12 protein-coding genes are annotated in these 12,235 nt (G+C 70.5%); 4 read left to right on the top strand and 8 right to left on the bottom strand.

Annotation, left to right across the window (positions count from 1 at the left end; translation table 11 throughout):
* The first annotated feature begins 356 nt into the window (after window positions 1-356).
* From NR111_RS08375 to NR111_RS08360, 4 genes are all read left to right on the top strand, one after another.
* On the top strand, window positions 357-2,090 hold the full coding sequence (locus tag NR111_RS08375) for a sodium:solute symporter family protein (protein WP_256820543.1): 1,734 nt from the start codon (window positions 357-359) through the stop codon (window positions 2,088-2,090).
* 18 nt (window positions 2,091-2,108) lie between these two features.
* Entirely contained in the window at window positions 2,109-2,240 is a 132-nt protein-coding gene (locus NR111_RS08370; RefSeq protein WP_096907137.1) for a putative transporter small subunit, read from the top strand.
* 202 nt (window positions 2,241-2,442) lie between these two features.
* Entirely contained in the window at window positions 2,443-3,852 is a 1,410-nt protein-coding gene (locus tag NR111_RS08365) for a hemolysin family protein (RefSeq protein WP_256820542.1), read from the top strand.
* The gene (locus NR111_RS08360; protein ID WP_256820541.1) at window positions 3,852-4,874 is read left to right on the top strand and encodes a CNNM domain-containing protein; all 1,023 of its coding nucleotides are present in this window, start codon (window positions 3,852-3,854) and stop codon (window positions 4,872-4,874) included. The genes NR111_RS08365 and NR111_RS08360 overlap by 1 nt, the downstream gene beginning before the upstream one ends.
* A 27-nt stretch (window positions 4,875-4,901) precedes the next feature.
* Here NR111_RS08360 and NR111_RS08355 read toward each other — a convergent pair whose 3' ends face one another.
* From NR111_RS08355 to NR111_RS08320, 8 genes are all read right to left on the bottom strand, one after another.
* Window positions 4,902-6,236, bottom strand: a complete 1,335-nt coding sequence (locus NR111_RS08355) for an alpha-hydroxy-acid oxidizing protein (RefSeq protein WP_256820540.1) — start codon at window positions 6,234-6,236, stop codon at window positions 4,902-4,904.
* A 58-nt stretch (window positions 6,237-6,294) separates the two neighbouring features.
* On the bottom strand, window positions 6,295-6,933 hold the full coding sequence (locus tag NR111_RS08350) for a GNAT family N-acetyltransferase (RefSeq protein ID WP_256820539.1): 639 nt from the start codon (window positions 6,931-6,933) through the stop codon (window positions 6,295-6,297).
* A gap of 45 nt (window positions 6,934-6,978) precedes the next feature.
* Window positions 6,979-7,626, bottom strand: coding sequence for a CueP family metal-binding protein (locus NR111_RS08345; RefSeq protein WP_256820538.1), 648 nt, complete (start codon window positions 7,624-7,626; stop codon window positions 6,979-6,981).
* Window positions 7,627-7,715: 89 nt separating this feature from the next.
* Window positions 7,716-8,405, bottom strand: a complete 690-nt coding sequence (locus tag NR111_RS08340; RefSeq protein WP_256820537.1) for a DUF305 domain-containing protein — start codon at window positions 8,403-8,405, stop codon at window positions 7,716-7,718.
* Between the two features lie 36 nt (window positions 8,406-8,441).
* Window positions 8,442-8,882, bottom strand: coding sequence for a hypothetical protein (locus NR111_RS08335; protein ID WP_256820536.1), 441 nt, complete (start codon window positions 8,880-8,882; stop codon window positions 8,442-8,444).
* Window positions 8,879-9,595: a hypothetical protein gene (locus NR111_RS08330; protein ID WP_256820535.1), complete on the bottom strand. Its 717-nt coding sequence runs from the start codon at window positions 9,593-9,595 to the stop codon at window positions 8,879-8,881. The genes NR111_RS08335 and NR111_RS08330 overlap by 4 nt, the downstream gene beginning before the upstream one ends.
* A 53-nt stretch (window positions 9,596-9,648) precedes the next feature.
* A complete protein-coding gene (locus NR111_RS08325; protein ID WP_256820534.1) occupies window positions 9,649-11,658 on the bottom strand; it encodes a cation-translocating P-type ATPase in 2,010 nt (669 codons plus the stop codon).
* On the bottom strand, window positions 11,655-12,053 hold the full coding sequence (locus tag NR111_RS08320; protein WP_154828195.1) for a helix-turn-helix transcriptional regulator: 399 nt from the start codon (window positions 12,051-12,053) through the stop codon (window positions 11,655-11,657). The genes NR111_RS08325 and NR111_RS08320 overlap by 4 nt, the downstream gene beginning before the upstream one ends.
* Between the last annotated feature and the right edge of the window lie 182 nt (window positions 12,054-12,235).

Here is a 12,235-nt window from a genome sequence, read left to right as displayed (position 1 = left end):
TTAAGTTGACGGCACTCCGTTCGCGGAGCGCACACTCGCCGGGGCCGACTGCTGCCGCTTGATTTTGGGCCATTGGCGCAGGCAGGACCCGCAATGTTTGCATCCGTCCGCAACTTTCTGGGGTCGGTGATCTGGCAACGTTCATCCACAACATTCCCTGAGCATCGGCCTCGGCACCGAGGTCTGTTTGGGGTTTTCCTCCATTCCGTGACCGGGTCGCAGGCCGTCGAACGGTGGGGAGCGGACTCCATTTTGGACCTCCCGACAATGCCTCTCACCTTGGCGATTCTCAGTTTCCCGTCAGGGTTCTCTATGCTGGGCCCGTTGTTCTGACAATAAAAGAGAGAAAGGCAGATATGGATTTGCTCGGCTCTCCCGCGCTGAGTGCGACTGCGCTTGTATTGCTACTGCTGCTGTTCTACGGCGGCACCATGGTCATGTCCATGCGGATCGCTCGCAAGGACGAGAACGCTGACAACTACATGACGGCCGGTCACCGGATCGGGTTCGGCATCTCGGCCGCGTCGATGACGGCCACCTGGATCTGGGCCTCGTCGATGTACGCCTCGGTCAACTCCGGCTACCTCTACGGTGTGTCGGGACCGATCCACTACGGGCTCTGGGGTGCCCTGATGATCCTGTTCATCTACCCCTTCGGCCGGCGCATCCGAAAGGTCGCGCCCCAAGCTCACACCCTGGCCGAGGTCATGTTCGCGCGCCACGGGCGCTCCTCCCAGCTGATGCTGGCCGGCTCCAACATCCTGGGCTCGGTCATCTCGCTGACGTCGAACTTCATCGCCGGTGGCGCGCTGATCGCCATGCTCAGCCCGTTCAGCTTCATGCAGGGCATCATCGTGATCGCCGCCGGTGTGCTGCTGTACACGCTGTGGTCCGGCTTCCGCGCCTCGGTGCTCACGGACTTCGCCCAGGTGCTGGCCATGCTCGGCGCGGTCATCATCATCGTGCCGTCGATGTTCTTCTTCCTCGGCGGCGTCGAGGTGTTCTCGAGCGGTGCGGCCAACCTCACCCCGCAGCAGAGCAACTTCTTCTCCTCGGACGCGTTCCTCAACCAGGGCGCGCCGTACATCGCGGCCGTGCTGGCCTACGCGATCGGCAACCAGACCATCGCCCAGCGACTGTTCGCGGTGCGCGAGGACCTGATCAAGCCGACGTTCATCACGGCGACGATCGGCTACGGCGCCACGATCATCGGCATCGGCATGGTGGGCGTGCTCGCCCTGTACGCGGGTATCGATCCCGTGGACGGCGACCCCAACAACATCCTGCCGCAGGTGGCCGCCGAGTACCTGCCGGGCGTCCTGGTCGCGGTGTTCTTCATCATGATCATCGGTTCGCTGTCGTCGACCGCGGACTCCGACCTGTCGGCCATGTCGTCGATCGCCATGACCGACGTCTACGGGCAGAGCCTGCGCAGCAAGGGCAAGGTGCCCAACCCGCGCACGATGCTCATCGTGGGCCGGTTGACGATGGTCGTCGCCACCGCTGCGGCGCTGGTGTTCGCCAACATCCGCTTCAACATCCTGGACCTGCTGGTCTTCGTGGGTGCCCTGTGGGGTGCCCTGGTGTTCCCGGTGATCGCGAGCTTCTACTGGAAGAAGGTCACCAACATGGCCTTCACCGTGTCCGTGCTCGCGGCGCTCGCGGTGTTCCTGCCGACCCGTTTCGGTGCCATCCCGGACAGCGGCGTGCTCGCGTACGGCATCGAGGCGCTGGCGGTGATCGGCGTGGGCGTGGTGCTCGGGCTGATGGTCTTCGGGTTCTTCGGCCTGCGCCCGGCGCTGGTCGTCGGCGCGATCGCGGCCCTGGGCAGTGCGCCGTTCATCTTCGGCTTCCTGCGTGACTACGACACCCTGACCGCTTCGCTCGTGGCGTACGCCGTGAGCACGATCGTCTGTGCCGCGATGTCCTTCCGTAGCTCGATGGACTTCGACTTCGCCAAGATCGCCGCCCGCACCGCCGACTACGACACGGCGGAATCGGCGGAGGCCCTCGAGGCGCAGTCCGACGACGACGGCCGCGACCAGAACGTCCGAACCGATGACGACGACGACGACCTCGTCCGCGTCTAGGAAGGAAGGCAGCTGACAATGACACCGATCCTTCTCACGATCTACGTCCTGATCTGGCCCGTCATCGTGGCCGGCGTCCTCGCCGTCCTCGTCCGTGGCTTCGTCAAGGAGGCCGCCGAGGCCAGGCGCGAAGGCGACCCGATCATCTAGCCGATGCCCTCGGGGCGTACTTCCGTCATACTCGGAGGGGTAGAAGTTCTCTCTTCCAGACTTGGAGTGTGTGAAACACCCTGATGGGTACCCCCTCGAACAGGCCCGGGTCGTGTGACGACCCGGGCCTGAGACGTGTCCAGCGAGTTCGTCCCCTGCCCGCGCTGTCGTCAGGTGAGCCCGGCCGAGGGGAGGCGGGGAGATGGGCGTGACGATCCTGACGCTGCTCCTGGGGATCGTGGTGATCCTCGCGATCATCGCGGCGAACGGCTACTTCGTGGCGCAGGAGTTCGCCTACATGTCCGTCGACCGGAACCGGCTCTCGGCCAGGGCCGAGGCGGGGGACAAGGCGGCCGGTCGTGCGCTCAAGGTCACCAGGCGGACGTCGTTCATGCTCTCGGGCGCCCAGCTCGGGATCACGGTCACGGGCCTGCTCGTGGGCTACGTGGCCGAACCCCTCGTCGGGGAGTCGCTGGGGGAGCTGCTGGGTGGCGCCGGCGTTCCGGCTGCGGTCAGCGTGACGATCGGCACGACCCTGGCACTCGTCGTGGCGACCGTGGTGCAGATGATCTTCGGCGAGCTGTATCCCAAGAACCTGGCCATCGCCAATCCCGAACCCCTCGCGCGGGGCCTGGCCCGCTCCACGACCGCCTACCTCACGGTGTTCGGGTGGCTGATCGTGGTGTTCGACCGCGCGGCCAACCTGATCCTGCGCATGGTCGGCGTCAAGCCGGTGGAGGATCTGGACTCCACCGCCACCGCAGAGGACCTCGAGCGGATCGTCGCGGATGCGCGGGAGAGCGGAAATCTGCCGGAGAACCTCTCGGTCCTCCTCGATCGGATCCTGGACTTCCCGGAGCGGACGGTGGAGCACGCGATGGTGCCGAGGCCGCAGACCGGGGTCGTCACACCGGGCGCCAGTATCGGTGAGGTCCGTCAGCTGATGGCCACCGGTCACACGCGATATCCCGTCGTCACCGAGGATCAGGAGCCGGTCGGGGTGGTCGAGCTGGCTGACCTGCTGCGTGGCGGGATCGACGAGAACGCGGCGGTGTCCGAACTGATGCGGCCCGCCGTGGTGGTGCCCTCGCTGATGTCCCTGCCCGACGCCCTGCGCACGCTGACGCGCTCACGTGCCCAGCTGGCCGCGGTCGTCGACGAGTACGGCGGGTTCGCGGGAGTGCTGACCATCGAGGATCTCGCCGAGGAGCTGGTCGGCGAACTGACCGATGAGCACGATGTCGAGCCGGAGTCCGTCATCGCCGTCGAGGAGGACGGATGCTGGCGGATGGACGGCGACGTTCACGTCGACGAGGCCGAGAGGGCGCTCGGACGCGAACTCCCGCACGGCGACTACGAGACGGTGGCAGGACTGGCCATCGCGACCCACGGCGAGCTGCCGGAGGTGGGGCGGATCGTGACGGTCGAGCTGCCGATCGACCCGCGGGACCTGATCTCCGCGAACCCGGAGCAGTTCGCGTTGGAGATCGAGGTCCTCGAGCTGGACCGCCTGGTCCCCAGCGAACTGCGGATGCGGTTGGTCGAAGTGCGCGGAAGCGGCTCCGACGAGGGACACCCCGGCGTCCCCGACGAGAAGGGTGATGCACTGTGATGGACAACCCGCTGGTGGTGACGGCGGTGACCGTCGCGCTGATCGTGCTGACCGCGTTCTTCGTCGTCATCGAGTTCGCGCTCCTCGGGGCGCGGCAGCATCGACTGGAGAAGGACGCCGAGTCCAGCGCCTCCGCCCGCGCCGCGCTGCGGGGGATGAACGAGCTGACCATCATGCTCGCCGGTGCCCAGCTCGGGATCACGGCGTGCACCTTCGCCCTGGGCGCGGTGACCAAGCCGGCCGTGGACGGATGGCTCGGCCCGGTGTTCTCCTCGTGGGGCGCGCCGGCCCAGCTCGCCGGCGGCGTGGCGTTCGCATTGTCACTGCTGTTCGTGACGTTCCTACATCTGGTGGTGGGGGAGATGGCCCCCAAGTCGTGGGCGATCGCCCACCCCGAGTTCGCGGCCAAGTTCATCGGTCTGCCCGCCCGGGGATTCATCTGGATATTCCGGCCGCTGCTGCGCTGGGTCAATGCGATGGCCAACAGGCTGGTCCTGGCCAGTGGTGTGACCCCGGTCGAACGCGCGGCAGTGGGCGGGCAGGATGCGGAGACCATCCGCCAGCTCGTCGAGCACTCGACCGAGACCGGTGCGCTTTCCGAGTCGTTCAGCTCGCCGCTGTCGGGGGCGCTGGGGCTGGAGGATCTGGACGTGGGTGAACTGGTGGATGGCGACCGCGAACCGACTGCGGTCCCCGCCGGTGCCACGGTGGCCCAGGTCCAGCAGGCGGCTGCGCGAACGGGGCACATGCGGATCCTGGTGATGGACGACGTCTCGTCCACCCCGGGGGTCGTGCACGTCCGCGACACGTTGATGGAGCCCGAGGGTGCCCCGGTCGGCCCCCTCACCCGGCCGGTGATGACGCTTGATGTGCGGACCCCGGTGTACGAGGCGCTGGGCGTCGCGCGGGAGCGCAGCGAGCAGCTCGCGGTGGTCCTGGACGAGGGCAGGTTCGTCGGCGTGATCACCATCGCCGACATCCTGCGGCACCTCATGCCGGAGGATCCGGCTCCCGTCGGCTGAGGGCGTCCGGACCCGGGCTGTGGGCGTTCAGGCCAGGAGCGAGGCGTCGACCTCGTCCCACGAGCTGGCGCCGCTCAGCGACATGGTGAGGTCGATCTCGGCGAGCAGGTTGTCGAGCACCTCGCCGACGCCGTGTTCGCCGGCGATGGCCAGGCCGTAGACGTGGGGCCGGCCGATCGTCACCGCGTTCGCGCCGCACGCCATGGCCTTGACGACGTCGGTGCCGTTGCGGATGCCCGAGTCGAGCAGCAGTGTCGGCTCCGGGCCGACCGCCTCGCGGATCCGGATGAGGGCGTCGAGGGTGCCGATCGACCCGTCGACCTGGCGGCCGCCGTGGTTGGACACCATGACCGCATCGACACCGGCATCGAACGCCTGCCGGGCGTCGTCGGGGTGCAGGACGCCCTTGAGGACGATCGGCAGCCTCGTCCGGTCCCGCAGGGTCGCCAGGTGGTCCCAGCTCAGTGCCGGGTTGGAGAACGTGTCGAGGAACGTCTGCACGGCGGCGCGGGTCTCGGGGGCGCGCAGGTTCTCCCGCGTCGAGCCCGGGTGGTTGCGCGCCATCTCGAGCAGCGTCAGCGCCGCCTGCGGGGTGACCTTGACGGCAGCGGCATCGGCATCGGCGTCCGCGGCCGCACCCGCCGCGGCCTCGCGCCCGACCCGCTCGGCGACCAACTGCCGGAAACGCGGGTCCGAGGTGTACTGCGCTATCCCGACGCCGCGGGTGAACGGCAGCGAACCGAGGTCGAGGTCCCACGGGCGCCAACCGAGGGTGGTGGTGTCGAGCGTGACGACCAGGGCGCCCGCGTCGATCGCCTCGGCTCGGGCGATGAAGCTGTCGACCAGCTGCTCGTCGCTGCTCCAGTACAGCTGGAACCAGCGGGGGCTGTCCTGCATCGCCGCGGCCGTGGCCTCCATGGGCGAGGAGCCCTGCGAGGAGAAGATGTACGGCAGTCCGCGCCTGGCGGCGGCCCGGCCGACCATGACGTCGGCGTCGCGACGGATGAGCCCGGCGGCGCCGATCGGGGCCACCAGGACGGGCGCGGGGAGCGTCTGCCCGAGCACCGTGGTGGAGATGTCGCGCCGGGAGGTGTTGCGGAGCATGCGCGGCACCAGTCGCCGGCGGTCGAAGGCCTCGCGGTTGGCGGCCATCGTCTGCCCCGAGCCGGCGCCTCCGTAGACGTAGGCCCAGGCCTTCTTCCCACCGGGCCGCCGCAGGAGCGCGCGGCGGGCGGCGGTTTCGAGCTTCTCGGCGCCGGTCGGCACCGCGGGGGTGATCCCGGAGACGCCGGAGCGGTAGATGATGTTCTGGCGCGCGCGGCCGAGGGTGTCTGTGATGGGGGTCACGAAGTCTGCCGTCATAGCCGTGAGCGTACTGAGGCGTTCGTCGCGTGCGCGGAGGAGGTGCCGCCCGGCGGGTCTACTCTGCGCTTCCGTCGGGCCGGCCGGACCGGTCCGCGCTGTCGACGGGCCGACGGACCATGGCGGTCGAGGACTGACCGGGAAGCGTCGGCACGGAGCCCACCGCCTCGAACCCGAACCGCTCGTAGAGGCGACGGCTCGCCGGGGTGGTGGATTCGAGGAACGCCAGCGGGTTCGCGGAGTGGTCGACGACCCTCAGGCGGTGCTCCAGCAGTGCCGATCCGACGCCCTTGCCGCGGGCCTGGGGACCGGTGCCGATGTCGCGGATGTACCAGTGCGGTTCGGTGGGCCGATAGGCCTCGATCTGGAGAGTGTGCCGTGCGCCGCGGCCCAGGGGGAGCCGGCCCAGCGTCCACAGGGCCGCACCGGAGATCGCTCGCCGGGCGGTGCCCAGAGCGCCGGGCGCGGCAGGGGGCTGCCACAGGACGGCGCCGACGACGCGGCCGTCGTCCATCGCGACGTCGGCCCACTGGGGGTGCCGCCGCACCCGGCGGAGGTAGTACGAGGTGAGTTTGGTGTGCCGGGTCTCGTCCTTGGGCAGCGTGACCGACCATGCGGGGTCGTCGCGGAACGCCTCGCTGAGGATGCGGGCGATCGCGGGTGCGTCGGCGCGCGTGGCGGTTCGGACGGTGACCATGGGCGGGGCTCCTGGCGGGTGCGGGTCGGGTGCGGCGTCGGGCTCTTACGTCAGGTGCGCCGTGGTCAGGCAGGTGAGGTCGTCGTCGCCGGTGGCGATCGGCACCGTCGAGGACGTGCCGTCGTGCTCGACGGTGAGGGTGCCGGTGAGGTCGCGGGGGAGCCACAGGCCGACAAATCCGTTGTCGTAGGCCGTGCGGGTCTCGTCGACGACCGTCCGCCCCGTCTCGTCGGTCACGGTGATGTCGACGGGCTCGCCGGCCATCTCGCCGAGGCAGGTGGTCAGACTGTGGAAGAGACAGTCGTGGGTCTGGTCCTCGTAGGGCGCGACGGCGAGGTAGAAGTGCTCGTCCGGCATCGGCAGGGTCGCGATGGAGCCGCCGGCGGTGTCGGTGAGGACGAGCTCGGTCGGCTGGACCGAGGCGAGGAGGGTGGCGGGGCGCTCGGCGACGGGCATGGTGTCGAGGTGCTCGATCACCCCGCGGGCGTCCATATCGGCCAGTCCGTACCGGTCGACGATCTCGGCCGCCGCCACCTGGCTCGACTCGCCCTGGTTCTGCGCGCTCTGGTTTTGCCCGCTGGGGCTCTGGTCCGCCTGGCCGGGTGGGGTGGCGCCGCAGGCGGTGAGGGTGAGCCAGCTCGCGGTGAGGGCCGCGGCCAGGGCCCGGCGACGCAGTCGAGGGGTGGTGGTCATTGCTGGGCGGGCTCCTTGTCGGGTATCACGCTGTCGGGTATCACGCTGCCGGGTGCACGTGGCCTGTCAGGCCTCACAATGCGCAGACCTCACATCGCGGCGAGCATCTCACGCATGCGCGCGATCTCCTGCTGCTGGGTGTCGATGATCGACCGGGCCAGGTCGACGGTCGGCTGATAGGTACCGTCCGATACCTCCCCCTGTGCCATGTCGATGGCGCCCTCGTGGTGGGCGATCATCTGCTCCAGGTACAACCGCGCGGCGTCGGTGCCCTCGGCGTCGAACAACTGCTGGAGCTCGTCGGCGGAGAGCATGCCGTCCATCATCGACATGTCGTTGCCCATCACGGGCATGCCGCCGCCCCCGTGACCCCGGTGGCCGTCGCGCGGTCCGGGCGGCTGGCCCCATTGATCGAGCCACGCTTCCATCTGATCGATCTCGGGGTTCTGTCCGGCCTTGATCTCCTCGGCGAGGGCGGTGACGTCGGCGGGCACGTCGGGCTTGGCGAGCATGATGTCGCTCATCTCGATCGCCTGCTCGTGGTGCGGGATCATCATCCGCACGAACATGACGTCGGCGGCCGAGCGCTCACCCTCATCGGCGGGAGCGTCGGCGCCGGGCTCGGGCGGGGCGTTCGTGCCGGACTCCGCGCTGGCGTCGGCGGAGGTGCTGGCCGGCGCACTCGCGGTATCGCCCCCGTCCCCGCCCCCGCTGCATGCGGTCAGGGCCAGCGCGGACGCGGTCACGGCGGCGGAGACCAGGAGCGTCGTGCGGGTCATGGCGGGTGTCCTCTCCTCGGGGATCGGCAGGCGTGCTCAGCCCAGGGTATGCAGTATTGCGAGTCCGAGCGCCCCGCACGCGGCGGCGACGAGCAGGGAGGCGAGCGTGCCGATGATGAACCGCTCGCTCACCGCCGGGTTCTCGCGGATCTCGGGGTAGCGGCCGAGGGCCTTGATGGCCACGACCACCGCGGCGAGCTCGAAGCGCCCGGCGAGGATGGCGGCGGTGAGTCCGACGCGTTCGAGGATCCCGATCCACATCCCCCCGCGCAGCACCTCGCGGACAGCCGGGGCGGGGTCGTCGCGGCGGCGCACCACCGGAGTCCGCGTGTCGCCGCTGACCTCGACGGTCGGGGGTTCTGGCACCCGCGCCGAGCGCAGGACGAGCGACGCGATGGGAGAACCGAGCGCGGCGGAGGTGATCAGGCTCAGCGCGACGACGATCGCGACGAGGATCCAGTCGGGCCAGCTGCTCATCGGTCTGCCGTCCCGCGCCCGCCGTCCGCGGCCTTCCCGCGCTGGCCGCTCGCCGGGCTGCCGGACTCGCCCACGGCCGCGTCGTGCGCGCCGCCGAGCAGCCGGTCGAGCACCGGGTACGCGGCGCGCTCCTCGCGGATGTTCGACAGCCGCAGCGCTCCGGTGACCGAGGCGGGCGTGATGCCCAGCTCCTCGGCGGCGGCGACCTGGGTGGGGGAGCGGTCGACGGCGTCCACCACCCGCCACTGCGCCTCGGTGCGTCCGAGCACGAGCGGCGCGACCAGTGCCCACACCGCCTCGCAGTCGGCGGCCCACGCCGTCGCCGAGCCGCGGTCGTCCCGCGATCCGGGGTCGCCCGGTACCCGTATGGCCACCGAGCCGGGAAGGCCCTTCGCGGCGTCGACGGCGTCGCGGGCGGCGAGGTAGGCGTCCCCGCGACCGGCCCTGGTCCCGGAGGAGTAGGACTCGTCGTCGACGTCTCCCGCCCCGACACCGCAGTGCCAGTCACCTTCGCGCAGGGCGACGAGCAGCGCCGACCGCACCGCGGCAGGGTCGTCGAGCAGGCCCTGGACCTCGTCTCCGGCCGTGCGCTCGAACGCGGCCGCGGTCGGGATGTCCGCCAGGGCGTCGATCAGGGCGGGTACCCGGTCGGCGCTGCTGCGGCTGCGGCGTTGGTCGATGGTCACCACGTACATGAGGCGATCGTGCCACATCCCGCCGACATAAGGTGAAAACGCCTAAAACCGGCAAATTAGCCGTTATCGGCTCATTTGACGATCTGAGGCGTTCGGGGCTCACGAATGGGCACCGTCGCCGCAGGTGTCGACGGCGTCCGCGCCGCCCGCAGCCCGTTGAGGATCACGATGACCTCGGCGATTTCGTGGACGAGGACCACCGCGGCGAGCCCGAGAACCCCGGTGATCACCAGTGGGACCAGGGCTGTGATGAGGATCAGTGAGAGGACGATGTTCTGGTTGATGATCCGGCTGCCCCGGCGGGCATGCGCGAGGGCTCGCGGGAGTAAGCGCAGGTCGGTGCCGGTGAAGGCCACGTCCGCGGACTCGATGGCGGCGTCGGATCCGGTCGCGCCCATCGCGATGCCGACGTCCGCGGTGGCCAGTGCCGGGGCGTCGTTGATGCCGTCGCCGATCATCGCCGTGGGCCGGGTGCGGGCGAGCTCGGCGATCGCGTCGGCCTTGTCGCCGGGCGAGAGGTCGGCGCGGATGTCACCGATGCCGGCCTGCGCGCCGAGAGCGGCCGCGGTGCGCGGGTTGTCGCCGGTCAGCATGCTCACGCCGATGTGGTAGTCGGCCAGGGTGGCGACGACGACGAGGACCTCCGGCCGCAGTTCGTCGCGGATGCCGATGGCGCCGATCGGGCGGCCGTCGCGGTGGACCACCACCACGGTCATGCCCTCGTGCTCCAGGGCCGTGATCTGCCCGGTGAGCTGTCCGGCGGCGAGCCGGCGTGGTGAGCCCACGGTGACGAGGTGGCCGTCGACGGTGCCGCAGATCCCGTGCCCGGCGGACTCCTCGACGTGCTCGGCGTCTGCGATTCCCTGCCCGGAGGCCCGCGGGTCTGCCGGGTCCTGCCGGGCGGCTCCGGCGAGGGCGGCGGAGGTGATGGCGGCCGCCAGCGGGTGGGTGCTGTGGCGCTCGACGGCCGCGGCCAGGGACAGCACCTCGGACTCGCTGGTGCCCGGGGTGGTGAGGACGCGGACGACCGAGGGCTCGTTGCGGGTGAGGGTCCCGGTCTTGTCCATCGCGAGGTGGCGGATGGTGCCGAGCCGTTCGAACGCCGCCCCGGACTTCACGACGACGCCGAACCGGCTGGCCGCGCCGATCGCGGAGACCACGGTGACGGGCACCGAGATCGCCAGGGCGCACGGCGAGGCAGCGACCAGGACGATCAACGCGCGGGTGATCCACAGTTCCGGGTCGCCGAGCAGTGAGCCGAGGCCCGCGACGAGCAGGGCCAGCACGAGGACCCCGGGGATCAGCGGGCGGGCGATCCGGTCGGCGAGGCGGGCCCGGTCGCCCTTTTCGGTCTGGGCGCGCTCGACGAGGCCGACGATCGTGGTGAGCGTGTTGTCGGTGCCCGGGGCGGTGGTGGTGAGGTCGAGGAGGCCGGAGGTGTTGATCGAACCGGCGAGGACGCGGTCGCCTGGTGAGACCTCGACGGGGATCGACTCGCCCGTGACCGCGGAGGCGTCGACGCTGCTGCGGCCGCGGGCAACGATCCCGTCGGTGGCGACGCGCTCGCCCGGGGCCACGACGAGCGTCTCGCCGATGCGTAGCTCCGATGTGGGGATCTCGGTGGTGTCGGCGCCCCTGCGGACGGTGGCGGTGTCCGGGACCAGAGTCAGCAGGGAGCGCAGGCCGGAGCGGGCGCGGTCCATCGCCTTGTCCTCGAGCGCCTCGGCGATGGAGTAGAGGAAGGCCAGGGCGGCGGCCTCCTCGACGTAGCCGAGGATGACGGCGCCCACGGCGCTGATGGTCATGAGCAGCCCGATGCCGAGCCGGCCGCTGGTGAGCAGCCCGCGGATCGCGCCCGGGGCGAACGTCGAGCCACCGAGGAGCAGGCCTATCCAGAACAGGGCCTGGCCGGCCGGTCCGGCTCCCGACCACTCTGCCCCCCACCACTCTGCCGCGAGGCCCGAGACGAACGCGACGCCGGACGCGGCCGGGACGAGGATCGTCGGGTCGCGCCACCACGGCCGGTCCCGGTCCTCGGGCTCGCCGGGCGTCGGTGCCTCGCAGCCGCACGCGGACGTCATGACGCCCTCCCCGCCGCGGTGCCCGCCGCCGGCCTAGCCTCGGGCGGGGCGGCGGCCGCGCCACCGCAGGTGGGACAGTCGGAGACGACGCATTCCGCGTTGCCGTCCACCGCGAGCGTGACGTCGAGGAGCGCGGTGAGGGCCGCCTCGAGGTGGGGATCGGCGATCTCGTAGCGCATCTGCCGCCCCTCGGGCGCGGCCACGACGATCCCGCAGTCCCGCAGGCACCCGAGGTGGTTGGAGACGTTGGGCCGGGTCAGTTCGAGTTCGCGGGCGAGGTCGGCCGGGTACCGGGGCCCCTCGAGCAGGCACAGCAGGATCCGGGACCGGGTGGGGTCGGCCATCGCCCGGCCGAGCCGATGCATCACGTCGAGGCGGGTGGCACGTGTCAGCATGCGCTGAACTGTACAGCGCGCGCTGAACTGACGCTGAGCCACCAGGCGGCTGTCTGACCTCCTCGCCGCCATAGCCCGCCGACAAGAGGAATTCGTGCACCCGTCTCTCGGGCGATACGCGCGAAATCCTCTGCTCGGCGGGCAGACAGACAGGCAGGCTGGCAGGCAGGCAGGCGGGCGCG

The organism is Dietzia sp. Die43, from assembly GCF_024519835.1.
Lineage (GTDB): Bacteria > Actinomycetota > Actinomycetes > Mycobacteriales > Mycobacteriaceae > Dietzia > Dietzia kunjamensis.
The sequence above is the reverse complement of the archived record's forward strand: the minus strand, read 5'-3'. Positions and strand labels throughout refer to the sequence as shown.

Excerpts from the sequence above, each read along its gene's own strand:
- NR111_RS08375 (WP_256820543.1), top strand. The coding sequence starts at position 357 with ATGGATTTGCTCGGCTCTCCCGCGCTGAGTGCGACTGCGCTTGTATTG.
- NR111_RS08370 (WP_096907137.1), top strand. The coding sequence starts at position 2,109 with ATGACACCGATCCTTCTCACGATCTACGTCCTGATCTGGCCCGTCATC.
- NR111_RS08365 (WP_256820542.1), top strand. The coding sequence starts at position 2,443 with ATGGGCGTGACGATCCTGACGCTGCTCCTGGGGATCGTGGTGATCCTC.
- NR111_RS08360 (WP_256820541.1), top strand. The coding sequence starts at position 3,852 with ATGGACAACCCGCTGGTGGTGACGGCGGTGACCGTCGCGCTGATCGTG.
- NR111_RS08355 (WP_256820540.1), bottom strand. The coding sequence starts at position 6,236 with ATGACGGCAGACTTCGTGACCCCCATCACAGACACCCTCGGCCGCGCG.
- NR111_RS08350 (WP_256820539.1), bottom strand. The coding sequence starts at position 6,933 with ATGGTCACCGTCCGAACCGCCACGCGCGCCGACGCACCCGCGATCGCC.
- NR111_RS08345 (WP_256820538.1), bottom strand. The coding sequence starts at position 7,626 with ATGACCACCACCCCTCGACTGCGTCGCCGGGCCCTGGCCGCGGCCCTC.
- NR111_RS08340 (WP_256820537.1), bottom strand. The coding sequence starts at position 8,405 with ATGACCCGCACGACGCTCCTGGTCTCCGCCGCCGTGACCGCGTCCGCG.
- NR111_RS08335 (WP_256820536.1), bottom strand. The coding sequence starts at position 8,882 with ATGAGCAGCTGGCCCGACTGGATCCTCGTCGCGATCGTCGTCGCGCTG.
- NR111_RS08330 (WP_256820535.1), bottom strand. The coding sequence starts at position 9,595 with ATGTGGCACGATCGCCTCATGTACGTGGTGACCATCGACCAACGCCGC.
- NR111_RS08325 (WP_256820534.1), bottom strand. The coding sequence starts at position 11,658 with ATGACGTCCGCGTGCGGCTGCGAGGCACCGACGCCCGGCGAGCCCGAG.
- NR111_RS08320 (WP_154828195.1), bottom strand. The coding sequence starts at position 12,053 with ATGCTGACACGTGCCACCCGCCTCGACGTGATGCATCGGCTCGGCCGG.